The 24,967-nt window shown below is 41.4% G+C and carries 12 protein-coding genes and 6 tRNA genes; 7 read left to right on the forward strand and 11 right to left on the reverse strand.

Translation table 11 applies throughout. The features are described 5' to 3' along the window. Positions 1 to 1,137 carry a DUF8173 domain-containing protein gene (locus AC13FX_RS07365; protein WP_482879903.1) on the reverse strand — a complete coding sequence of 379 codons (1,137 nt, stop codon included), beginning with the start codon at positions 1,135 to 1,137 and terminating at the stop codon, positions 1 to 3. A 201-nt stretch (positions 1,138 to 1,338) separates the two neighbouring features. On the opposite strand from AC13FX_RS07365, the gene AC13FX_RS07370 reads away from it, so the two are divergent. The 4 genes from AC13FX_RS07370 to AC13FX_RS07385 all read left to right on the forward strand — a co-directional run bounded on the left by AC13FX_RS07370 (position 1,339) and on the right by AC13FX_RS07385 (position 14,326). Further along, entirely contained in the window at positions 1,339 to 1,665 is a 327-nt protein-coding gene (locus AC13FX_RS07370; protein ID WP_482879904.1) for a DUF5335 family protein, read from the forward strand. A gap of 10 nt (positions 1,666 to 1,675) precedes the next feature. After that, entirely contained in the window at positions 1,676 to 10,354 is an 8,679-nt protein-coding gene (locus AC13FX_RS07375) for a GH36-type glycosyl hydrolase domain-containing protein (protein ID WP_482879905.1), read from the forward strand. Between the two features lie 133 nt (positions 10,355 to 10,487). Further along, entirely contained in the window at positions 10,488 to 11,573 is a 1,086-nt protein-coding gene (locus tag AC13FX_RS07380; RefSeq protein WP_482879906.1) for a chemotaxis protein CheB, read from the forward strand. 122 nt (positions 11,574 to 11,695) lie between these two features. Further along, complete coding sequence (locus AC13FX_RS07385) at positions 11,696 to 14,326, forward strand: cation-translocating P-type ATPase (protein WP_482879907.1); 2,631 nt, start codon at positions 11,696 to 11,698, stop codon at positions 14,324 to 14,326. 70 nt (positions 14,327 to 14,396) lie between these two features. On the opposite strand, the gene AC13FX_RS07390 is transcribed toward AC13FX_RS07385, so the two are convergent. The 7 genes from AC13FX_RS07390 to AC13FX_RS07420 form a co-directional block, all read right to left on the reverse strand. Continuing rightward, positions 14,397 to 14,469 (reverse strand) — tRNA-Glu (locus AC13FX_RS07390). Positions 14,470 to 14,529: 60 nt separating this feature from the next. Next, positions 14,530 to 14,603: transfer RNA gene (locus AC13FX_RS07395), tRNA-His, on the reverse strand. 10 nt (positions 14,604 to 14,613) lie between these two features. Further along, positions 14,614 to 14,686: transfer RNA gene (locus AC13FX_RS07400), tRNA-Glu, on the reverse strand. A 46-nt stretch (positions 14,687 to 14,732) separates the two neighbouring features. Continuing rightward, positions 14,733 to 14,803 (reverse strand) — tRNA-Cys (locus AC13FX_RS07405). Between the two features lie 20 nt (positions 14,804 to 14,823). Further along, a tRNA-Arg gene (locus tag AC13FX_RS07410) sits at positions 14,824 to 14,897 on the reverse strand. A gap of 69 nt (positions 14,898 to 14,966) precedes the next feature. Next, a tRNA-Pro gene (locus AC13FX_RS07415) sits at positions 14,967 to 15,040 on the reverse strand. A gap of 60 nt (positions 15,041 to 15,100) precedes the next feature. Next, complete coding sequence (locus tag AC13FX_RS07420) at positions 15,101 to 16,234, reverse strand: glycosyltransferase (protein ID WP_482879908.1); 1,134 nt, start codon at positions 16,232 to 16,234, stop codon at positions 15,101 to 15,103. Between the two features lie 128 nt (positions 16,235 to 16,362). On the opposite strand from AC13FX_RS07420, the gene AC13FX_RS07425 reads away from it, so the two are divergent. Further along, positions 16,363 to 17,433 (forward strand): hypothetical protein, encoded by a 1,071-nt coding sequence (locus AC13FX_RS07425; RefSeq protein ID WP_482879909.1) that lies wholly within the window; start codon positions 16,363 to 16,365, stop codon positions 17,431 to 17,433. Between the two features lie 88 nt (positions 17,434 to 17,521). On the opposite strand, the gene AC13FX_RS07430 is transcribed toward AC13FX_RS07425, so the two are convergent. The 3 genes from AC13FX_RS07430 to rpsT form a co-directional block, all read right to left on the reverse strand. After that, on the reverse strand, positions 17,522 to 20,107 hold the full coding sequence (locus AC13FX_RS07430; protein WP_482879910.1) for an ATP-dependent Clp protease ATP-binding subunit: 2,586 nt from the start codon (positions 20,105 to 20,107) through the stop codon (positions 17,522 to 17,524). Between the two features lie 141 nt (positions 20,108 to 20,248). Beyond that, complete coding sequence (gene gpmI, locus AC13FX_RS07435; RefSeq protein WP_482879911.1) at positions 20,249 to 21,769, reverse strand: 2,3-bisphosphoglycerate-independent phosphoglycerate mutase; 1,521 nt, start codon at positions 21,767 to 21,769, stop codon at positions 20,249 to 20,251. 11 nt (positions 21,770 to 21,780) lie between these two features. Continuing rightward, positions 21,781 to 22,032: a 30S ribosomal protein S20 gene (rpsT, locus tag AC13FX_RS07440; protein ID WP_103665587.1), complete on the reverse strand. Its 252-nt coding sequence runs from the start codon at positions 22,030 to 22,032 to the stop codon at positions 21,781 to 21,783. A gap of 129 nt (positions 22,033 to 22,161) precedes the next feature. On the opposite strand from rpsT, the gene cmk reads away from it, so the two are divergent. Together cmk and rpsA are read left to right on the forward strand one after the other, a co-directional pair. Then, positions 22,162 to 22,827, forward strand: a complete 666-nt coding sequence (cmk, locus tag AC13FX_RS07445; RefSeq protein ID WP_482879912.1) for a (d)CMP kinase — start codon at positions 22,162 to 22,164, stop codon at positions 22,825 to 22,827. 63 nt (positions 22,828 to 22,890) lie between these two features. Next, entirely contained in the window at positions 22,891 to 24,867 is a 1,977-nt protein-coding gene (rpsA, locus tag AC13FX_RS07450; RefSeq protein ID WP_482879913.1) for a 30S ribosomal protein S1, read from the forward strand. Positions 24,868 to 24,967 lie beyond the last annotated feature (100 nt).

Below are 24,967 nucleotides of genomic sequence, written 5' to 3' on the forward strand. Positions count from 1 at the left end.
TTAGGTTGACTTTGCTTTTACCTGAGTTAAGTTACGCATGTGCCACAGATAAAGGGTCAGGCTTCCCAGTCCAAAGAAGATGAAAATGGCGTGAAACAGCCATCCAAGAAATGGCAGGTTTACAATTACTGCGACCAATACCATACCAACAAGGAGGCCCCAGTTATAGGATATATCTGTATCATTTTTCTTCAAAAACTTTAGACTGCTGACGCCGACTACCATAGCTACTAATAAATAACCTATGAGTAGCAATAATCCATATACCATTAACAACAAAAAGGATATAGGCAGAGTGAATACCAAGGCAGCCAGTATGATCAGCAATACCGGATAGAATAAAAATGTCAGTAAACCGATCCCGGTATGTTTCCAGAATTGTCTGGTAGAAAATTTGTACAGATCCCGACTGGTTCGTTTGAAAGTCTGGATCAACAGTATTCCTGCGATGAAAAGCGAAAAATACAGAGCACTCTTAAAAAGCAAGATGCGAAATACATTGGGTGTTTTCTCACTTATAAACAGGTCTTCTGGAAGATCTCCCAGATTCTCCGGATAAATTGGCCGGTCGCTAAAAATATCGGTTCCAAAATTAGCACTGTATTCAGGTCCAAAATGAATATTGTATCCATGGATCTGTGTTTTGCTTTTGACCACGCCGTTCAGGTCAATTTTACGGCCGGTTACCTTTAAGTTTCCTTCAATTATGCCTCCCTCAAACATGATATGGTTAGCGGCAAGATTTGCATTTCCTCTGATAACGGCATTATTCGTTATTCGTATAGTAGCGCCTGCGGCAAAAACATCCCCATAGATCTGTCCATCAAGAACTATAGTTTCTCCTGCAGCTGCCAATAGATCATGCACTGTGCCTCTAACGTATAAGTCACTGCCCGATATTATGGCATCATCCATTATTTCCCCATCAAGAACCAGTATATCAGAAGCTGAGATCAGGTCGTTGCCTATCCAGCCTAATATTTCCACGGTACCCCCGGTAGCAAAAAGCTGCGTTTGGATAGAATCTGCATCAGAAATTCGGACGATATTTCCGCTGCGATATGTACTTCCTTGGGCTCGAAGTTGACCGGTCATAAATATGATCAAAAGTCCGGTTAAAATGATATTAGTTTTCATATCTGCAGTATTATGTTCCGTGAACAGTTTAAAATAACCCATCGATAATTAGCAGAATTGAAGCTAATATTCTGTAAAGAGAGAGATTATAAAGCTGTAATAGATTCCCCGTCAAAGATTGTTGATTCCTCCTGCTTTTCAGTGATCCAGTACATTTTAAATTGAGTAACTATTAAATAGGAACTTAATGGAATAGGAACTATGGCTATTAAAAAACTCAAAAAGGATCAGTGGAAAGAATACTTCAATAGTTTTACCAGGAGATACTTAAAAGACGAAACACCTGAATATGTAGAGATTCGGGTAATGAATAATGAGATTGGAGAACAGACTGAAACGCAGTGGATGCCACTTAAAGGGCTAACATATGATGACCGAAGTGACATTTTTGAAATTCAGGTGGATGGTTTGAACCGAACCATCAATCACCCGGAAGAGATCTATGTGGATGAAGAGAAAAGCGGCTGGATCTTAAGTTTTGAAGTAATTGAAAAGGATGGAACGAAAAATATAATTGAAACACGTTAACTGATCATTGATGGAGCATGTCTCCCAACTTTTATTTCAACCTGAGTTACTAAAGAAGGATGCCAGGGAACTGTCTCGCAGACATGAGATCTCCGAGAAAAAGAAAGATATGGTTCCCATCAAACCACTGCTTCAACATGACAAGGAGCTTCTAACACAGGCATATAGGGTTTTAGCGACTTCAGCAAAAGAAAACAAGGATATCTCACCCGCAGCGGAGTGGTTGATCGACAACTTCTACATTATCCAGGAACAGATCGTACAGATCGAAACGGATTTCCCCATTGGCTTTCAGCGCAATATTCCTCACCTAAAGTCAGGAATCAATAAAGGGCTTCCGAGGGTATACGACCTCGTTTATAATCTTGCTCATCATACAGATAATATCATCAGCATCGATAATCTGACCCTTTACACCCAACATTATCAGCAAGATTCAACTTTCAGGTTGGGGGAATTGTGGGCGATACCGATCATGGTAAGGTTGGTACTGGTTAATCAATTAGCCGTCAAAGCTACCGCCATCCTAAAAAGGAGAGAATCTAAAGTTGAAGTTCAAGATCAAATATCAAATTGGCTGGAAGCCGAAACCGGTGAACCAAGTTTTCTGCTTCGTAATATCATCGACTGGCTGAGTGCCAAAGAAGACGGTAACCAAAATCTAAGTTTGTTGGTTGAGCTTTCCCTTCAGCTAGGTGCAGAAGGGATAATGACCAGTGAACTTAAGAATTGGTTCGAATACAGGTTCAGTTCTTTTGGTACCAGCTTAGACGAGAGTCTCAGGGAAGAATCACAACGTCAATCGAAATTGCAGGTGAGCATTCAAAATGCTGTGATCTCTTTCAGGCGTTCAACGGAAATAGAGTGGGAAGAGTTTGTTGAAGATTGTTCCTTAGTTGACCGAATTCTCAAGCTTGATCCGATGGGAGTGTATCCACTGATGGATCATAAGACCAAGGATCAGTATCGACGAACCATTGAACGACTAAGTGGGAGGTCCGATTATTCAGAAATTGAAGTCGCAGAGAAAGTTCTGGAGATCACTGAAGGAAACCGAATCGATGTCGAACTAACATCTGCCTCAAGATTTTTCGATCCCTCTGTACTAACAACCCACGTGGGATATTATTTGATCGGTAATGGAACCAAGCTGTTTAGGGAAGAGCTTAATTATAAAAAGACAGTGGGAGAGGTTGCCCGAAATAAGATTGAAGGCAATACCCCTTTATATATTTTACTGATCTTGTTATTAACGACTGCTTTTTTGGCCATGTTATGGTTTTTGACGGGGGCGGCTTCAAATGTCTTCTTGATTAAGATGGCAGTGATAATGATTGCATTCTTTCCGGCTTTAGAGCTATCAGTTTCTACAGTTAATCGTTTGTTTGCTTTTACCCTTCCACCTCGTGTACTGCCAAAAATGATGGTAAAATTTGATATACCCAAAGGAGATCGAAGTCTTGTGGTGGTTCCGGTCATACTGAATGATGTCAATGACGTGAAACGCCATCTTGAGAAACTGGAGATCACAGCACTGGCTAATCCGGACCCTGGATTACAGTTTGTGCTGTTGAGTGATTTTGCTGATTCCAACCGAAAGATCATGCTCTCTGATGGTCATATTCTTGAAGCAGCTGAGCAGGCTGTAGACTCATTGAACGAACGTTACTCTTCCCGCTATGGGGAAAAGTTTTTTGTACTTCACCGTAAACGAGAATGGAATAGTTCAGAACATAAATGGATGGGCTGGGAGCGAAAAAGAGGAAAATTGGAACAATTCAATCATCTGCTGTGTCACCCGGATGATGATCACCCGTTTCACTTTATGTTTGGGAATTTTCAGAAAAACTTAAAACAAACACCGGTAAGATTTGTAATTACTCTTGATGCAGACACCAGGACTCCACCGGGAAGTATAAAAGAACTGATTAGAGTTGCATCGCATCCGCTTAATCGGGCTGTCATTGATCAGGATATGGGTATAGTGAAGGAGGGTTACGGTATTATTCAGCCTCGTATTTCTATTGCTCCGGATTCAGCTTATAAAACCCATTTTACCCGCTTTTTCTCCGGAAATGTTGGAATCGATATTTATACAACAGCCGTTTCGGACGTTTATCAGGACCTTTTTGGGTATGGTGTATTTACGGGTAAGGGTATTTATGATGTTTGCGCCTTTGATGCAGTTTTGAATAAACGATTTCCGGAGGATCGCATTCTATCACATGATCTTTTGGAAAGCACATATATTCGTACGGCCCTTAGTACTGATATTGAACTATTTGATGATTACCCGAGCAATTATAATAGTTTTTGTAAACGAAATCACCGTTGGGTTCGGGGTGACTGGCAAATTGCGAGTTGGCTTTTTCCTGGAGTTCCGGGGCAGGAAGGCCGGAGCAAAAATCCTATCAACCTACTATCCAGATGGAAGATATTTGATAATCTACGGCGATCATTGAATCCACTTTTTTTGATGGTGTTGTTCATTTCAGGATGGTTTTGGCTACCGGGTTCAGCTTTACTATGGACACTTTTGGCTTTTGGTATTCTTGCATTTCCGATCTATATCAGTTTTTCAACGGATATATTGAATCGCCCCTCTCGAATAAAGTGGAAACTTTATTTTGAAAAAGTTCGCCTAAATTTAAAAGTAAATACCATACAGGCTATTTCAACTTTAGCAATATTACCACATCAGGCTATTTTGAATGTGGACGCAATGGTGCGAGTTTGGTGGCGATTATACGTATCTGGGAAACACAGGCTCGAATGGACACCGGCCTTAAATGCAGAAAAGGTAAGTGCCAATTCATTGAGTTCTTACATGAGGTCGATGGCGGTTTCGATTATTTTAGGTACGATGATCTTGGTGGTAGCTATACTCATCGATCCGGTTGACCTTTGGGTGATCGCTCCAATATCTCTGTTGTGGATCACTTCACCGGTATTTGCCTGGTTCCTGAGCCAGCCCATAAGAGATAAGGTGCCGGAGTTATCATTTGAAGAAAGGATGGATCTTAGAACCAAAGCAAGACGAACCTGGTACTATTTTGAACGGTTAATGAAGGAAGAATATTCATGGCTCCCTCCTGATAATGATCAAAAAGATCCTGAACTGCCACCCGTTGCCCGGACATCACCGACAAACATTGGCCTGGCACTAACCTCAATAGTGGCAGCGTATGAAATGGGGTACATAACTGTAAGTGATCTTTATTCAAGGTTAGAAAAAACGCTAAAATCTTTGTCAAGGCTAGACCGGTATAAAGGACATTTTTATAATTGGTACGAGATCCGAACGGGGGAAGTGCTTAATCCCAGGTATATTTCTACAGTAGATTCTGGTAATCTGGCAGCCGGTTTGATCACGGCGGCTCAGGCTGTTGAGAGTATTTGGCATAAAAAAAATGTAAACGGGGCGTTTTGGGAAGGTTTAATGGATACGGTAGAAACCGTTAAATCTGTTATAGGGGAATTTGAAGAACAGATTAGAGATCAGGCTGATGTACAATTGAATATAGAAACCTGCATTCAGAGGTTAACGGATGAGTTGAACAATATTGATACTGATACCATATTGGTTGAAGAGTCGATTCCAATTTTAAAATCTCTGAAGCACTGCGCCAGTCAACTGAGTGCATCGAACCTTATGAGTTTGAGAAATACCCTTGGTGACGATACTGTCGAAGACCTTATGCATTGGCTTGAGGCACCTTTGAATCAAATTGAGTCCTACAAAAATGAATTAATAATGACGGGTTCAGAATCGGGGGAAAGATCTTTTGCAGATCGGTTTGAGGGAGAGAAACCAGACTTAGTGCAAAACCTGCATAAACAAATGGTTACTATAAAAGAGATCTGCCGCAATCTGGTGGAACAAATGGATTTTCGGTTCCTGTATATCAAAAAGCGTGGGTTATTCAGTATCGGATACAGTGTAGACAGGGCTCAACTTGATAAAGGAAGTTATGATCTGCTGGCAAGTGAAGCTCGTATTGCTTCACTGGTGGCAATAGCCAAGGGGGATGTTCCCTCAGAACATTGGTTCCGTTTGGGACGACGGCTCACAAGTCTAAATCAAAACGAATTCCTGCTTTCATGGGGAGGAACTGTCTTTGAATATCTGATGCCACTGCTATTCATGCGATCTTATCCATTTACGTTGTTAAGTCATACGTATAAACACATAATTGAGTGGCAGCGATCTTATGCCAAACGTTTCGACAGGCCCTGGGGGTTTTCAGAAAGTGCATATAATATCCTGAATATGGATCTGAATTATCAATATCGTGCTTTTGGTGCTCCCGGATTGGGATTGAAAAGAGGATTGGCAGAGGAATTCGTGGTTGCTCCATATGCGACACTATTGGCACTCATGGTAGATCCGGTATCTTCATATCGAAACTTAAAAGAGCTTAATGAACTGGGTGCGTTTGGACTAAGGGGCTATTATGATGCGATTGACTTTACCAGAGAGCACCTGGAAGAGGGAGAGGATTATAAAGTGGTCAAGATATACATGGCTCATCACCACGGCATGAGTATGATCGCATTGGTGAATGTACTTAAAGGCTGGCCAATCCATAATTATTTCCATTCTGATCCCATGATCAAGGCATGTGAGCTATTGCTTCAGGAACGTATCCCAAGAGGAATACCGATCAAAGAACCGCACCCAATAGATGTGGAACTGGAACCTGGTGAGCAACTAAGTCTTCATCATATCATTGAAAACGCTAATGAGAATGATCTTGATGATACACCGCCAAGAATACATTTACTTTCAAATGGAAAATTACATGTCATTGAGAGTCATTCGGGTTCAGGTAGCTTAAATTACCGGGATATTACATTAACCGGTTGGAAACCTGATGCGGTGGAAGATCCTTTAGGAATATTTGTATACATCAAGGATGTTGAGACAGGGTCGTATTGGTCCGCTTTTCATCAGCCGGTTCAACGTAAAGCAGATCGATATGATTCCTGGCTTCATAATGGGAAAATCCAGACATCGCGTGTTGATGACTGGATAGATACGACAACCGAAATATGTATCTCACCAGACCATCCAATCGAACTTCGGAAAATTACACTCACAAATTACAGTGATAGGGAAAGGAGAATTGAACTTACAAGCTATGGTGAGATCGTATTGAACCGTTGGGAAAGTCACGTAGCTCATCCTGCTTTTTCAAAGCTATTCGTGCAAACCGACTATTTCGCTGAGCATCATTCCATAATTGCCTGGAGAAGACCCAGAAGCAGTGATGAGAGTCCCGTGTATCTGGTTCATACACTGGCAAGTGACGATCTGGATCGCTTGGTTGAACCATTGCAATTTGAGACGGAGCGTTCAAAATTTATCGGGAGAGGGAGATCCCTGAAAAATCCAAAGGCAATGGATTCAGGTTCTCAACTGAGCGGTACTCTTGGAAATGTTTCAGACCCAATATTTAGCATTCGCAAAATTGCAGTGATCCCTCCGGGAGAGAAAATTGAAGTTACTTTTGGAACCGGATGGGCGGAGACTTTGGAAGGTGCAACAAAACTCACGGACATATTTGATAATCCTTTTGCTGTGGAGCGTGCTTTCGACCTATCAGTGATCTATAATAATGTGGAACTGGAGCATATTGGAATTAGCAGTGGACAGTTTCATTTGTTTCAGAAATTGGCATCGTATGTTGTCTATAATGATTCGAAACTTCGGGCAAAGCGGGAAGTCATCAGTAAGAACCGTAATCAGCAGTCTCATTTGTGGGGTTATGGAATCTCTGGAGACCTACCGTTGGTTGTTTTTCGGGTAAAGCAAGCCGAACAGTTAAAATACGTGGAAAGAATGTTAAAAGGGCGTCATTTTTGGGAACATAGAGGATTACATACAGACCTGTTGATCTTAAACGATCATCCGCCAAGTTATGCAGATGAAGTAGAAAAAGGTATTCAGGCGGCCATGGAACATCATCAACACAGGCTTAAAGACCATGATCATGGCAAAGTAATCTTACACCGCACAGAACGGCTCCCGGAAGAAGACCTAACCCTTATGCTAACATATGCCTCTGTAGTATTGGAAGGCTCTTTCCCAAACCTGGATGAGTTGTCAGCTCAGTATCGAAATGAAAACCAGATCAGCGATGATATTACATATAGCCGAATTAAACCTAATTTGAATGCTGAAAGCGATGGATCACGATCGTTAAAATTCTTCAATGGGTATGGTGGTTTCACTGAAGATGGAAAAGAGTATCATATCTTTTCAAAAAGAAATTCAGAAACCGGAGAACCAACACTTCCTCCGGCACCATGGATCAATGTCATAGCTAATCCTGGATTTGGATTCCTCGTAACAGAAAGTGGAGGCGGGTATACATGGAGTAAAAACAGTAGAGAAAATAAACTTACCTCATGGGCTAATGACCCGGTATTGGATCCACCCTCAGAGGCATTTTATTTAAGGGATGAACTTGATAAAAAATATTGGTCTCTAACACCGTTACCTGCAGCAGGTGAATCTGAGTATGAGGTAAGGCATGGTTTCGGGCACACGACATTCAAGCATACAACCATGCAAATTAGATCAGTGCTGACCCAGTTTGTGGATGTGAAAGATCCGGTGAAGATATCAAAGATCAAATTGAAAAATTTCGGTTCTAAAAGAAGAAAAGTATCATTATTCTCATACAATGAGTGGGTTATGGGTGTTCGCAGGGATCAATCATCCCGATATGTACTGCAGGAATTTGATGAAAACTTTAAGTCTCTGTTTGCTCAAAATTGGTATAACAATGAGTTTGCAGGAAGGATCGCATTTTCTAGTTGTATTAGCTACACCAAAGAAAACAACTTCTCATTTTCTACGGATCGACTTTCTTTTATTGGGAGAAATAACTCATTGGAGAACCCAGAATCGGTATGCAAGAAAGCTGACCTAAATAATGAAATTTGTATTGCTGATGATCCTTGTGCGGCCTTTAAAATTGAGACCTGGCTTGAACCTGATGAAGAGAAGGAATTTGTATTTCTGATCGGAGAAACTGAGAGCAGATCGGATGCTGAAAAGCTGATTAAATATTATCATGAAGTAAAGAATACTGAGAAGTCACTTACAAAAGTGACCAAATTCTGGGATGAATCACTTTCAATGATTCAAGTTACAACCCCAGATGATTCTTTGAATACCGTGATGAACGGTTGGTTGCAATATCAAACTATAGTGTGCCGAATGTGGGCAAGAACGGGATACTATCAAGCCGGTGGAGCTTTTGGATTTCGTGATCAGTTACAGGACAGTATGGCTGCAATGTACGTTGATGCAAACCTGACAAGAAAACAAATATTATTACATGCGGCCCATCAATTTCCTGAAGGAGATGTATTGCATTGGTGGCACCCACCTACAGGGCGTGGTATTCGGTCACGTATCACAGACGATAGGCTTTGGTTACCATATGTAGTAGATGAGTACATTAAGTTTACGGGTGATATAAATATTTTAGATGAAATAGTGCCCTATATATCAGCTCGTAAATTAGAGGATGATGAGCATGAGGTATATCTGCAACCACACACAACGACCGAGAAAGGGAGTTTATATGAGCATTGCCTTCGTTCAATTGAGGTTTCTCTGAAATTTGGAGTACATGGAATTCCATTGATAGGCGGTGGCGACTGGAATGATGGTATGAACCGTGTTGGCCATGAAGGAAAGGGAGAAAGTGTATGGTTGGGATTTTTTCTATATCAAATCTTGGTATGCTTTGCCGGGTATGCCGAAAACAAAAATGATAATGATACAGCGCATAGATTCAGGGAAGTGGCAACTAAGTTGTCAAATAACCTGAATGAAAACGGGTGGGACGGAGAGTGGTATTTACGTGCCTTTTATGATGATGGAACCCCTCTCGGTTCAAGCCGGAATACTGAATGTAGAATTGATGCCATTTCACAGTCCTGGGCTGTTATATCAGGAGTTGCGACTCCCGATAAAGCCTCAAAAGCCCTGACTGCTCTGGAAGAGAACCTGGTTTCAGAAGAGGATGGTATCATCCGGTTACTTTATCCCCCTTTTGATAAAACGGAAAAAGATCCAGGATATATTAAAGGTTATATACCGGGTGTCAGAGAAAATGGCGGACAGTACACGCATGCCGCATTATGGGCAATAAAAGCACTTGCCGAAAGTGGGAGAGGTGAAAAAGCCATTAAGTATCTACACATGATCAATCCGGTCAATTTTGGCCGAGATCCTCAAAAAATTGAAGCCTATAAAACAGAACCATATGCTGTTGCTGCTGATGTATATGGAGAGCCTCCATATATTGGACAAGGTGGTTGGACATGGTACACCGGTTCTGCGGGATGGATGTATAAAGTTACCCTTGAATCAGTACTCGGATTGAAGCTTAAGGGGGCGGTTATGGAAGTACGGCCATCGATCGGTAAACAATGGAAATCCTATCGAGTAGAATGGATGATGCCTGATCGTAAAACAAAATATATTTTTGTAGTTGAAAATAATGAAGGGCTTGAAACAGGCGACCTAATTTTTGAGGTAGATGGGGTAGTAAGGAAAGCCAAAGGAAAGACAGCGTATATTAATATGAAACAAGATGGTTCTGAACATCATGTAATAGTTCGATTGGTAAGTAATGTATCTCTGAAAAACCAAGAGAAGCCGATATAAGCTTAATATCTTGTAGTCTACAACCTTACATGTCCGAAACCGATAAACCGTACATCATTATTCTCATTTCCTGTTTATGATTAAAATATTAGGAGAGTAGGTCGTATTTGATAAAAAACGAAATGAGGCGAAAATGAAATTCATAAAAGTTTTGGTCATTGATAATGATGTATTTGTCCGTCGAATTTTTTACAACATTTTGGATACATATAAATCTGTTGAAACAAAGGTTATTTGTGATTTTGAGAACCTATTGCCAATAGTTGAAGCCGAAAATTTTGATATCGCATTTGTTAATGTGGAAGAAAACGGTGACTCCGGTAAAATGATCTTTGATATTCTCACCAACAGAAATCCCAATATTTTGTTGGTAGCTTTGGCTCAAAGAACTGAATGGGGATCTGAAAGCATAATAAAAGCTTTGAATAAGGGAGCTGTTGATTTCATCACCATACCATTGAAGCAAACATCGGTATTAATGGCACATGACCACTTTAAAAAACGGATCGATCATATTTTAAAGAACATGGCTCAAAATAATACCGAGTTTAAGATAAGTGAATTGCCCATTTTGCGGAATCAGAAGTCAAGACCAAAACAAGCAAAGATCGTGATACTTGGATGTGGATCAGAGGGTATCAAAACCATTTACACTTTGTTAAGTAAATTACCTGCAAGTTTAGCAGCACCAATGATAGTGGTTTCTCACTTCCCAAAGATCCTAACAAAAAAGCTGGCTGAATTTCTTAATACCGAATCTGAATTGAATATAGAAGAAGCTTTTGACGGTGCTGAATTGGTGCCTGGCAGAGTATGGATCATTCCGGGAGGGCAACATGGAGAAGTTGTTCAGAGAAATTCAGGATATTGTATCAGATTGCATAAAGGCCCAAGAGAAAATGAGGAGCGACCTTCACTCGATGTAGCTTTTCGCTCAATTGCCAGGCAGGCAGGATCAGGGGCATTAGGTCTTCTCTTAGGTGGATATGGGCATGATGGCGTACCTGGAGCCAGGTCACTCAAAAATCATGGTGGAGATATAATTATTCTAAACCCTGAAGGATTTTTTGCTTCTAAGCTTTTAGTAGATATTGCTGAGGGCGGATTAGTTGACCAAATATGTACCGTTAATAATATTAGCTTAGAGATCATTAAAAGAGCACGACTTATTAAGAGAAAGATCAAAAAAGAGACAGCACATAAGTATGATATTATGTAACATGACTTGGTAGTGATAAGCCCTGATTGACATAATCATAACAGGGAGCATGGAATTTGATTAATCAGACATCTTCGTTTCAAGAACACGAGAATAATTATACACCAGAGAAGGCATACTCCTTGTCTTCAGAGGATATTCTTGAAGCCCTGCAGGTGGATGTTGAACAAGGATTAACTTCAACTGAAGCAGTTTCCCGTCGAAGAAGGTTTGGCCCGAATCGGCTTCGCTATCATAAAAAGAGAGGAACCTGGTCGGTCCTTCTGGCCCAATTCAAAAGTATTATCATCGGACTACTTGCAGTTGCAGCAGCTGCCGCCTTTATTTACGGTGAATGGGTAGAGGGATGGGCTGTTGTAGTGGTCATCCTGATCAACACCCTGATCGGTTTTGTGACAGAACTGAAAGCCGTACGCGCAATGGAGGCATTATATAAACTCGGTGTTGTCAAGACCAGAGTGAGGAGAGATGGAAAGGTGATGGCAATAGATGCTGAAGATCTGGTACCCGGGGACCTTGTAGTAGTTGAGGGAGGGGATGTAATAACGGCAGATCTTAGGATCATCAGCGCTTCTAAGCTTCAGGCAAACGAATCAGCCTTAACAGGTGAAAGCCTTCCAGTTTCAAAGAATGAGGAAATTGTTACTGTGGATACCATATTGGCTGAGAGATCAAACATGCTGTATAAAGGAACAGCTGTGACAAGAGGGGCCGGACTTGCGTTGGTCGTTGATACTGGAATGAATACCGAACTGGGTAAGATATCCTCACTGGTTGAAACTACAGAAGACGAAGAAACACCACTTGAGGAACGTCTTGATAAATTAGGATATAAGCTGATCTATGTGACGGTTGGTATTATCATAGCTATAGTCATCACAGGGATCTTCAGCGGAAAAGAGATCGTATTAATGATCGAAACGGGTATTGCCCTTGCGGTTGCAGCCATTCCTGAAGGGCTGCCTATTGTGGCTACAATCTCCCTGGCAAAAGGTTTGAAAACTTTGGCCGCAAAGAATGCTCTTGTCAATAAACTTTCTTCAGTGGAGACATTAGGGGCAACATCCGTTATATGTACTGATAAGACAGGTACTCTGACTGAAAATCAGATGACAGCCACACAAGTTCATCTTTATAGAAGGGAGATATTGGTAAATGGTGAAACTGATAAGACCTTTTCTGAAGCCGGTATTCCACTTAATACGGAAACCGATGATGACCTTAGTTTTGCATTGGAAATAGGAATGATATGTACCAATACCACTTTTCATGCAAACTCAGAAGATAATACAGGTGACCCATTAGAGATTGCTCTTCTCGAGTTAGGTGATAAAGGAGGTTTGATACAGGAGGACCTTTTGAAAGCTCATCCGGAGGTCAGGGAAGAAGCTTTCGATTCTACTACCAAGATGATGGCTACCTGGAACAGAATGGGTGGTGATCAATTTAGGGTTTATGCAAAAGGGGCACCCGAAGCCATACTGGAGACATGCTCCACCTGTTTTATAGATGGATCCTGTAAAAACCTTGAGAGTGAGGAAATAGAATATTGGAAGGAACTCAACAAAAAACTTGCTTCCCAGGGGTATCGAATGATCGCTTTGGCAACAAAGACATCAGATGATCCCGCAGAAAATTCATATAGTGACCTATGTTTTGTTGGGCTGGTTGCTCTCATGGATCCGCCAAGAAAAGGTGTGAAACAGGCTATCGAAGATTGCAGGAAAGCCGGCATCAGTGTAGTGATGGTGACCGGAGACCAGGTTGAAACCGCCCGATATATCGCAAATGAATTGAGGCTGGAAGGAAAAAGTAGCAGCATTGTCATTCACGGCAGTGAATTATATGATATTGATAAAGAAACAAGGCTAAAATCATCTGTATATGCACGAATTGATCCCAAGCAAAAACTGGATATCATTGATATGTACCAGAAAGAAAATCAAACCGTGGCAATGACAGGCGATGGGGTAAATGATGCACCCGCTTTGAAGAAGGCCGATATTGGGATCGCAATGGGGAAGAGGGGTACACAAGTAGCCCGGGAGGCGGCTGATATCGTATTGACAGATGATGCTTTTTCAACGATCGTGGTGGCCGTTGAGCAGGGACGTATCATTTTCAATAATATCAGGAAATTCGTGTTTTACCTTATCTCGTGTAATGTAAGTGAGGTGGCTGTGGTTGGCATAGCTTCATTTATCGGCATGCCTTTACCGATATTGCCGCTTCAGATCCTTTTCCTCAATTTGGTTACGGATGTATTCCCAGCACTGGCTTTGGGTTTGGGGGATGGGGACAGATCCATAATGAGAGAAAAACCAAGAGATTCAGATGAATCAATCCTGACGGGCCGGCATTGGAAAATGATAGGGGTATACAGTTTGATCATCACTGCTTCAGTTTTGGGAGCTTTTATGGTAGGAATGCACTGGCTGGAAGTGAGCGATGAAGGTGCAGTTACGATGAGTTTTTTGACGCTGGCATTATCCCAGTTGTGGCATGTCTTTAATATGAGGGATGTGAACACCGCGGTCTTTTATAATTCGATCACAAGAAATAGGTGGGTTTGGGGTGCAATAGTCCTTTGTCTGGGATTATTGCTATCAGCCATTCATCTTCCTGTTTTGTCGGATGTACTAAGCCTGACACCACCAAGTATGGCAATGTGGGGAGTAATTCTATCAATGAGCTTTATCCCACTTGTAACGGGGCAAATTTTGTTAGGTTTGAGAAAAAAGTTCAGTCAATAGTAATAAAGCAAAAGGTGAAAGCTGCATAAACAAAAAAAGCCTCCCGGTTTTCGGGAAGCTTGATCTGTTGTACCGCGTACGGGATTTGAACCCGTGCTACCGCCGTGAAAGGGCGGCGTCCTGGACCCCTAGACGAACGCGGCATAAAAACTATTCAATAAAAAAACCGTGGATGGTTTGAATATCCACAGCTTGATAAAAAGGGAGCCCGATGGGATTTGAACCCACGGCCTCTAGGGCCACAACCTAGCGCTCTAACCAACTGAGCTACGAGCTCCATCTTAAAGTACCGCGTACGGGATTTGAACCCGTGCTACCGCCGTGAAAGGGCGGCGTCCTAGACCCCTAGACGAACGCGGCATATACATAAAATCAATAAGTCAAAAAAGAGCTTTAACCACTACTGAGGCGACAGGCGGGTTCGAACCGCCGTACGAGGTTTTGCAGACCTCTGCCTAACCACTCGGCCATGTCGCCTTTTAAAGCAGCTAAGTTAGTACGCCCGACAGGACTCGAACCTGTAACCTATTGCTTAGAAGGCAATTGCTCTATCCAGTTGAGCTACGGGCGCTCAACTTAACAATATGTCAAAAAAAGTGAGATTTCCTGATCATATTCAAGTAATCAGGAAATCTCTGTGTCGGGGAGACAAGATTTGAACTTGCGACCCTTCGCTCCCAAAGCGAATGCGCTACCGGACTGCGCCACTCCCCGGATTCCGTTTTCAAAACAGATTCCAAAAATACGAAGCATACTAATTGCAGGCAAATACTTTTAAGGATTTTCTTCAATTAGTTTACCCAGTAAACGGTCTGTAAACGCTTGCCAACTCAGCTCTTCTTTTATCTTCTCCAAATGATTGACTATAGTCGTGCGTGTATCAATTTTCAAGATCGAATAAATAGCTTCTTTTAATTCTGGTACATTCTCTGAAGGAAATACCAGGGCACTTTTATCCGCTTCAATATGCTCAGTTAAGCCATCAAGATCGGATACGATGCAGGGCAGTTTAAAATTAATGGCATTTGCCAGAATTCCACTTTGAGTAGCAGAGCGATAAGGCATTACCATAGCATCCGATAATGTCAAGATCTCAGCCATTTCCTGATCGCTAACAAATCGATCTATTATGGTATAGAACTTTCGATGTGTCTCATTAATTTTTGACAGAACCTGTTCTTTATCCATATAGAATTCTCCCACTATAAACGGACGGATACCTTTAGCTTTCAGATCCATTTCATTGAGGGCTTTGATCATCAGATCCAAACCTTTATAGGGCCGTATCAAACCAAAGAAAAGCAAAACAAATTCGTCATCGGAAAAACTATACTGCTTCCTCAGTTTAGATCTCGTTTTATCCGGGTGATCTTGTTCATAGACAGGATGAAATAGTTTAGTGACTTTTGTACTGATAGAAAGAGTATCAGCTTCAGATCTACTTTTTTCGGAGAGAACTATGACATGATCTGCTTTTTTCAATAATATCTTGGTCAGGAATTTTCCAAGTGGAAACCTTTCGTGCGGCAGGACATTGTGTGCAAGTATTGAGATTTTTGTATCGGGAGAGTTCTTTAGAACGTGTGCAATTATCCTTATAAAAGCCGGTACAAAGAACGGATGCCAATAGCTTATGAGAAGATGCTCAGGCTTTTCTATGGCAATTTCACTGGCAGTTTGTTTCCAGTTCAATGGGTTCCAGGAATGAAGTAACCTGTTTGCATATTCTGTTTCGATATCCTTTGGATCCAGGTACTGACTTTTACCCGGAAACAAAAGAGAAGGATACAGGTTAGTAAAGTTGTAAGCCTTAATATCAACTCTACCCTGTAATTGATCGAATAAGAAATCACTGAATGTTGCAATTCCACCACGATAGGGTGGAAACACACTTAAAAATGAGATCAAAGGTTTCTTTTTTTTGAAATGGTACTGTTTAAAATAAGTAATTACAAGCTCTGGCAAGATCCATATTAAACTTATAGCTCTTATTTTTTTTCAGTAAGTTTGCACCGAAAATTTTATCAAATGTATTTATGAATTATCTCACAAAAATCGCTTTAATTTTATTCCTTTTTAATACTACTGCAGTTGCACAAATATCAGTTTCTGTCAGTGGAAATAATGCCTCTCAGGTTTTTACAGTCGCCGGAAAAAAGGTGAACCTGGGGCAGGATTCATTTTTAAATTCAGCATCGGTACTATCCGGTGATATTAATAGCATTACCGGGATCTCTACTGTACTGAAAGCAGATCAAGTTGGTATATACTCAATTGGCTCTGAACAGCTTTATTCATCTGATATATCAACTGCTCCCGGTGATGAGTCTCTTAAGATCTATACAGGTTTGAACGGTTCATTCATAATTAGGGAAAATATTGCCAACTTTCTTTTTTATGATGCCAGAGCTGATATAGCACAATCAGTCTCAAACAGTTCACAAAGTACGGAAGGGGAATCTATCTCTGAGCTCGCTGCAGACCCAGCTTTTAAAACTATAGTCTTATACAACCCCAAGATCGTACGAGATGGCATTGAAGGATCAAGAGCCAGGGTTGTGGAGTCTAATTATACTACTGAAGACTTCTTTTATAGCTCAGACCGAGCCATCAGGAGTGTAAAAATATCAAATGACGGACAGTTCATTGGGGTGATAAGTTTTGGAAGTGGAGATGACCAGCTATCATTGTTTGATCGTTTCGGCAATGAATTGAATACTATCTCATTTGATCAGTCGATCATGGATTTTGAGTTTTCAACAAACAGAAACTTTGTCACTATCAGATCTAACGGAAGGGTTGGAGTCTACAATATATTAAGCGGTGAAAGAATTGGAAGCACAAGTTTCAGGTCCAGATTATATTTTGCAACCTTTGTGTCGGATGAGAATACTATAGTCGCTATGACAGCTGAATCAAGGGGTAATAGGTTATCTGATATCGAATTTCACGCGATCAATATTGAGCAGCGAACTATTGAAAGGCAGGAATTTGATGGTCAGCTTGGGGTCAGTTCTAAAGTACCGATTACCCTGCAAAGAAATAGTGCCTACAGATATCGGTTAGAGGGTTTCAATAATCCTGTGGATATTAGAATTCAATTTTAATTTCTGGTACGTTTTCAACAGGTATGGATAAAATAAAAGCCCTGCTCAATGAACAGGGCTTTTTAAATTTTATAGAATTATTGGTCTGTTATGCTTTCTTCGCTTCTTCTGAGGCATCTTCCTCATGGTCAGAAGCTGAAGTTCCATTTTCAGACTCAGGCTCAGCAGGATCTGCTTCAGTCCAGTCAAAATCCAATCCATCTCTGGACTTGTTCATCTTGATCTTGATCACAGAACCGGCTTTATGTTCATTTTCAAGGATCTCTTCTGCCAAAGGATCTTCAATGTATTTCTGGATAGCACGTTTAAGTGGACGCGCCCCATATTTCTGATCAAAGCCTTTATCAGTGATGAACTCCTTAGCAGCCTTGGTAACTTGTATTTCGAAGCCAAGTTCTTTGATCCTGTCAAATAGTTCTTCATTCAACAGATCGATGATCTGGAAAATGTCCTCTTTTTCAAGTGGCTTGAAGGTGATGACATCATCAATACGATTAAGGAATTCAGGATTGAAAACTTTCTTAAGAGCATCCTGAATAGTGGATTTCATCTTCGCATAGTCGAAAGGTGAGTCATCAGTATCAAAGCCGATTCCCTTACCCATGTTACGAATATCACGGGCACCTATATTAGATGTCATGATGATGATCGTATTTCGGAAGTCTACTTTTCGGCCAAGACTGTCAGTTAGAATTCCATCATCCAGAACCTGAAGCAGTATGTTGAATACATCAGGGTGAGCTTTTTCGATCTCATCCAAAAGCACCACGCTGTAAGGTTTTCGCCTTACTTTTTCGGTTAGGATACCACCTTCTTCATATCCAACGTATCCCGGAGGAGCTCCGACCAATCTCGAAACTGAGAATTTTTCCATGTACTCACTCATATCGATTCTAATAAGGGTGTCTTCCTTATCAAACAGATATTTTGAAAGAACTTTGGCCATCTCTGTTTTACCAACTCCTGTAGGCCCTAAAAATATAAATGAACCAATAGGGCGAGAAGGGTCTTTAAGACCGGCTCTGGTCCTTTGAATAGCTTTTGTGAGTTTGATGATCGCCTCTTCCTGACCGATCACCTTGCCAGAGAGACTTTCCTTCATCTTCAGAAGTTTTTGTCCCTCTTTCTGGCTGATCTTATTTACAGGAACACCGCTCATCATAGCAATGACAGAGGCCACGTCTTCCTCATTAACATCATATACAATGTTTTCTGATTCTTTTTCCCACTCTTGCTGAGCAATTTCCAGCTCTTCAATAAGACGTTTTTCTTTGTCGCGCAGTCGTGCGGCTTCTTCAAAGCGCTGTTTCTTAACCATTGAATTTTTTTCTTCGCTGGTTGTTTCGATCTCTTCTTCCAGATCGATGATATTTTGTGGAACCGTGATATTCGATAAGTGAACTCTGGCTCCGGCTTCATCTAAAGCATCAATTGCTTTATCGGGTAAGAAGTGGTCAGAAACATAGCGATCTGTGAGTTTAACACATGCTTCAAGGGCATCATCAGTATATCTGACACTGTGATGTTTCTCATATTTTGATTTGATCTGATTCAGAATCTCAATGGTCTGTTCCGGTGTAGTTGGATCAACCATGATCTTCTGGAAGCGACGCTCAAGGGCTCCATCTTTCTCAATAAACTGTCTGTACTCGTTTAGAGTAGTTGCACCAATAGCCTGGACCTCACCGCGTGCGAGTGCCGGTTTAAGCATATTAGAAGCATCGAGGGAACCACTGGCCCCACCGGCGCCCACAATTGTATGGAGTTCGTCAATGAAAAGAATGACATCATCCGTTTTCTCGAGCTCTGTCATGACGGCTTTCATCCGCTCTTCAAACTGACCTCGGTATTTGGTGCCTGCAACTAATGCTGCAAGGTCCAGAGCTATCACGCGCTTGTCATATAAAACCCTGGATACCTTACGTTCCACGATACGGGAAGCAAGTCCTTCAGCAATAGCAGTTTTTCCCACGCCGGGTTCACCGATCAAGACCGGATTATTTTTCTTTCGGCGGCTCAGTACCTGAGCTACACGTTCAATTTCTTTTTCACGTCCAATGATCGGATCAAGGCGGCCTTCTTCAGCAAGCTCAGTCAGGTCACGCCCGAAGTTATCCAGGACGGGAGTTTTTGATTTATCCATTTTTTTCTCTCTGGAACTGCCCGAGCCGCTGGGTCCTTTTGAAGCAGCGGCACTTGCTTTCATGGTTGAAGAATCACTTTGATCATCCCGTGATTTACCGGATATGATCAGATCAAGTTCCTCCCGAACAGCATCATAAGAAATGCTGAATTGCTGGAGGATCTGTGCTGCAATGTTTTCATCGTCTCTGAGCAATGATAAAAGCAGGTGCTCGGTTCCGATCGTGTCACTTTTATACAGTTTTGCTTCCAGATAGGTAATGCGTAATACTTTCTCTGCCTGTTTTGTGAGTGGTATATTTCCGACCTGTACCGACCCGCCGGTACCTCTTACAGTATCTTCTATTGTTTTTTTGAGTTTAAAAAGGTCGCAATCCAGGTTTTTTAAGATCCGGACTGCAACACCATCGCCCAAACGTACAATTCCTAATATTAAATGTTCAGTTCCGATGTAGTCGTGTCCCAATCTCAGCGCTTCTTCACGGCTGAATTGAATAACATCACGAACCTTACTTGAAAAATTTCCCTCCATCTGGCGTGTTCCTTAGTCCTTTTGGTATATAATAGTTTCTATTGATGTATTTAAAAACGTGTCTAACACATCTTTAGTTCATCACTACTCGAAGGTAGTAGGGCGGTGTAGTAAATGCAAACTAAATGCTTGAGAGAAGTATTAAAATAATGGTGTGCCGCTCATTTCTTCAGGCTGATCCAAGCCCATGAGCTTTAATATTGTTGGTGATACATCAGCCAGAATGCCATCATGCATCTTAATTTGTTCAGGATAGTTAACAATGATAGCCGGTACCATGGCGGTAGTGTGAGCAGTATGAGGGCTTCCATCTTCTTTGATCATGCAGTCAGCATTACCATGGTCAGCAATGATCAGTGATCGGTAGTTATGTTTATTTGCTGTCTCTATAACCTTTCTAAGCTGAATATCCACAGCTTCAACGGCCTCTATTGCGGCATTCATGTCACCGGTGTGACCAACCATATCAGGATTAGCAAAATTGAGTACTACAAACTGATATTCTTCCGTTGAGAGCTTTTCGCACAGGGTGTCTGCCACCTTTTCTGCGCTCATTTCCGGTTGAAGATCGTAAGTGGCAACCTTCGGGCTGGGAATGACTGTTCTATCCTCTCCATCATTGGGCGTTTCAACTCCACCATTGAAAAAATAAGTAACGTGAGGATATTTTTCGGTTTCAGCTATACGAAATTGCTTCATTCCTTTTTGGCTGATCCATTCACCCATGGTATTGTTAAGTACCTGTGGAGGAAAAGCTACTTTAGCGAACTTAAAGGTCTGATCGTATGAAGTGAAAGTAGTGTAATGAAGATCAAGTTTCTCAGCCTTAAACTCTGAGAAGTCTTTTTCATTTAGTGCTCTTGAGATCTGACGGGCACGGTCGCCTCGAATATTATAGAAGATAACTGCATCTTCTTTTTCAATTCTGGAGGACGGGTCATCATTGATCAGAATGGGTTTGATGAACTCATCCGTGATATTGTTCTCATACGAACTTTTGAAGGCTTGCTCCGTGTTATCAAATTTTTCACCTTTGCCGTGGATCAGAAGGTCATAAGCCAGCTCAATTCGCTCCCATCTGTTATCGCGATCCATGGCATAATATCGGCCTATGATACTTGCGATCTCACCAACACCAATCTCTTCAGCTTGATGTTCAAATTCTTTTGCATACTCTATGCCACCATGTGGAGAGGTATCACGACCGTCTGTGAATGCGTGAACATAGACATTTTCAATACCATGTTGTTTGCACAATTTGAGCAGGGCAAACAAGTGTTCGTTGTGGCTATGAACGCCGCCATCAGAAAAGAGACCCATCAAATGGATCTTATTTTTTTCTTTAGCCTTCTCAATAGCAGCCAATAGTGCTTCATTCTCGAAGAATGAACCGTCTCTGATAGCTTTGTTGATTCGCGAAAGTTCTTGCCAAACAATTCTTCCGGCACCAAGATTTAGGTGACCTACTTCAGAATTCCCAAATTGTCCATCTGGTAATCCTACGTTTTCCCCACTCGCGGAAAGCTTGGAGTGAGGGCATGTCTCGAACAGGGAATCAATGAAGGGCTTATCAGCTTTATCTATTGCGCTGACGGTTGGATCTTCAGCCAACCCGAATCCATCTAAAATGACAAGCAGTGCTTTTGACTCAGGGTTGGCCATCCAACTAAGATCTATAGGTTGTTAACGTACTTAGTAAGCTGTGCTTTTTTTCTGGCTGCGTTATTTTCGTGGATAATTCCTTTAACGCTCATTCTATCAAGGTAAGAAACAGCTTCTTTGAGTGCCTCTTCAGCTTTGCTCTTGTCAGAAATATCGTAAACATTCTTAATAAGCGTTCTCATTTTAGAACGTCTGCTTCGGTTGTGCTTACGGCGTTGCTCAGCCTGACGTACACGTTTTTTGGCTTGTTGGGTTATTGGCATTGTTTAATATGCTTTTAAAATTAATCATTCCTCGAATTTTATCGAGATCCCAAAATTAAGAGTTATGCAAATATTAAACAAGAAATGATTGAATAATTAACAATATAAGTTTAATTTAACTGATCTGTTATGATAGTGGTAATTGACGGGCCAGCAGGCTCAGGAAAAAGTTCGACAGCAAAAGCCGTAGCGGCAAACCTTCAGATTCAATTTCTTGACTCAGGAGCGTTGTATCGCGTGGCTACTCTTGTTTATTTGAACAGCCACAACAATAACCGATCGTTCTTTGAACAACTTGAAGAAAGTGAGATTTCCTTTTATTTCAAAAAAGAAAAATTTCATGCGTTCTTAAACGGGCAGGATGTCACCGAGGATATCAGAAATATGAATGTCTCTGATAATGTAAGTGAAGTAGCCTCAGATCCTAAAGTCAGGGCCTATATAAATAATTTAATGCGAGAAGCAGTCAAGCATGACGTTTATATAGCCGATGGAAGAGATCTTGGAACCGCAGTGTTCCCTGATGCTGAGCTTAAATTCTATATGGTGGCAGATCTGGAAACCCGGGCCAGGCGCAGATATAATGAGATAAAGGAAACCGATCCTGAAGTTACACTTGAGGAAATTAAAAATAATATAGCTCAACGGGATGATAGAGATTCGAACAGAAGTTCAGATCCTCTTAAAAAAGCCGATGACGCTATTGAAGTGAATACCTCTGATATGACTTTTGAAGATCAGGTCACTTTCATTAGTAATATGATAAAAACGAAGTTATCAGAACAGAATACATAAAGTAAACCCTAACTTATCCCACAGTTGAAAGTCAATTGTGAGGTAAACCAATAACCAAACATAATGACAGAAGAAACGAAACAAGAACAAAACGAAGCAGCTGAAGCACCGGTCGAAGAAACCAAAGCTGCGAACGAAACCGAAGAAGTTGCAACTGAAGAAGAAGTAGCAACCCAGGCAGAAGAAACAGCTGCTGAAGAGAGAAAAGAAACACTTACTCACGTATTTTCAGGTGATGTAGAAGGTGATGTATATAAACTTGAAGACCTTCAAAGACCTTCTGACGAATACTCTGATGAAGAATACAATGAGATGGTGGGTATGTATGAAGATACCCTCAACGAAATTGAAGAAAAAGAAATCGTACAAGGCCGTGTTGTCTCCGTTGATGACAAATATGTTGTTGTTGACATCGGCTTTAAATCTGAAGGTATTATTCAGGTTAATGAGTTCTCCAATGAAGCCCTCGAAGAAATGGAAGTGGGCGATGAGATCGAAGTTTTCCTTGATCGCGTAGAAGATAAGGAAGGCCAACTCATTCTTTCCCGCCGTAAAGCGGATATTCTGCAAGCATGGGAGAAAATTGAATCTTCACATGACAATGGTGATATCATTGAAGGTTACATCAAACGACGTATCAAAGGTGGTATGGTTGTGGATGTACTTGGCATTGATGCTTTCCTTCCCGGTTCGCAGATCGATGTTCGTCCGGTTCGTGATTTTGATGCCTATGTAGGCAAGACCATGGAATTCCAGGTTGTAAAACTGAATATGGCTGCTGAGAACGTTGTTGTTTCTCACCGTGCTCTTATTGAGTCTGACCTTGAAGACCAAAGAGAAGAAATTCTTGAATCTATTGAGGCAGGTCAGGTGCTTGAAGGTGCTGTTAAGAATATCACTGACTTCGGTGTGTTCATCGATCTTGGTGGTGTTGACGGACTGTTGCACATCACTGACCTTTCATGGGGACGTGTTGATGATCCAAACGAGATCGTTTCACTGGATCAGCGTATGAACGTTGCTGTTATTGATTTTGATGAAAAGAGTAAACGAGTTTCTCTGGGTCTGAAACAACTGCAGCCTCACCCATGGGAAGGAATCAAAGAGAAGTATCCTGAAGGAATGAAAGTTCAGGGTCGTGTGGTATCTATTGCCGATTACGGTGCGTTCATCGAGCTTGAAAAAGGCGTTGAGGGTTTGATCCACATTTCTGAAATGTCATGGACACAACATATCAAACACCCATCACAGTTAGTTGAAAAAGACGACATCATCGAATGTATTGTCCTCAATATCAACGAAGATGAGAAAAAGATATCTCTTGGTGTTAAGCAACTTGAGGAAGATCCATGGGCAGACATCCTGGAAAGATTCCCAGTCGGTTCAAAACATACAGGCATTGTTCGCAACCTCACCAATTTCGGTGTGTTTGTTGAGCTTGAGCCGGGTATTGACGGTCTGATCCACGTATCTGACCTAAGCTGGACTGAGAAAGTAGATCATCCAAACGAGATCGTAGATAAAGATCAGGAGATCGAAGTTGTGATCCTTGGTGTGGATTTCGACAACAGACGAATCACACTTGGACACAAGCAGGTTGAAGACAACCCTTGGAAGAAATATGCTAAAGAATACGCACCCGGAAACAAAGTTGAAGGTGAAGTTATCAAGACTACTGATAAAGGCGTATTTGTTAAGCTTCCATTAGGAGCTGAAGCATTCCTTAACTACTCCAAAGCTACAGAAGCTGAGTACAAGGAAGGCGACAAGGTAGAAGATGCCTTTGTTCTTAACTTTGACGAAAACAGCAAGAACATTGAATTGAGCCAGCTGGATTCTGATAAGGACAAGGCCAAAAAAGCCAAGAAGAAGGTTGATACCTCTAACATGGAAACCGGTGCTCCAACACTTGGTGAAATGTCAGGATTGGCAGCTTTGAAAGCAGATATGGAAGAAAAGGAAAAAGCTGAAGCTCAGAAAAAAGCAGATGCTGCAAAAGCTAAAAAAGAAGCAGAAGAAAAATCTGATGAAGAAGAGTGATCTTCACTTTATAGCTAAATGATATAAGGCCTCGTTCATTAATTTGGACGAGGCTTTTTTTTATGTATAAAACACCTAAAAACCCTTACATTCGTTCATG

The sequence above is a fragment of the Gracilimonas sp. B-17 genome, from assembly GCF_056857935.1.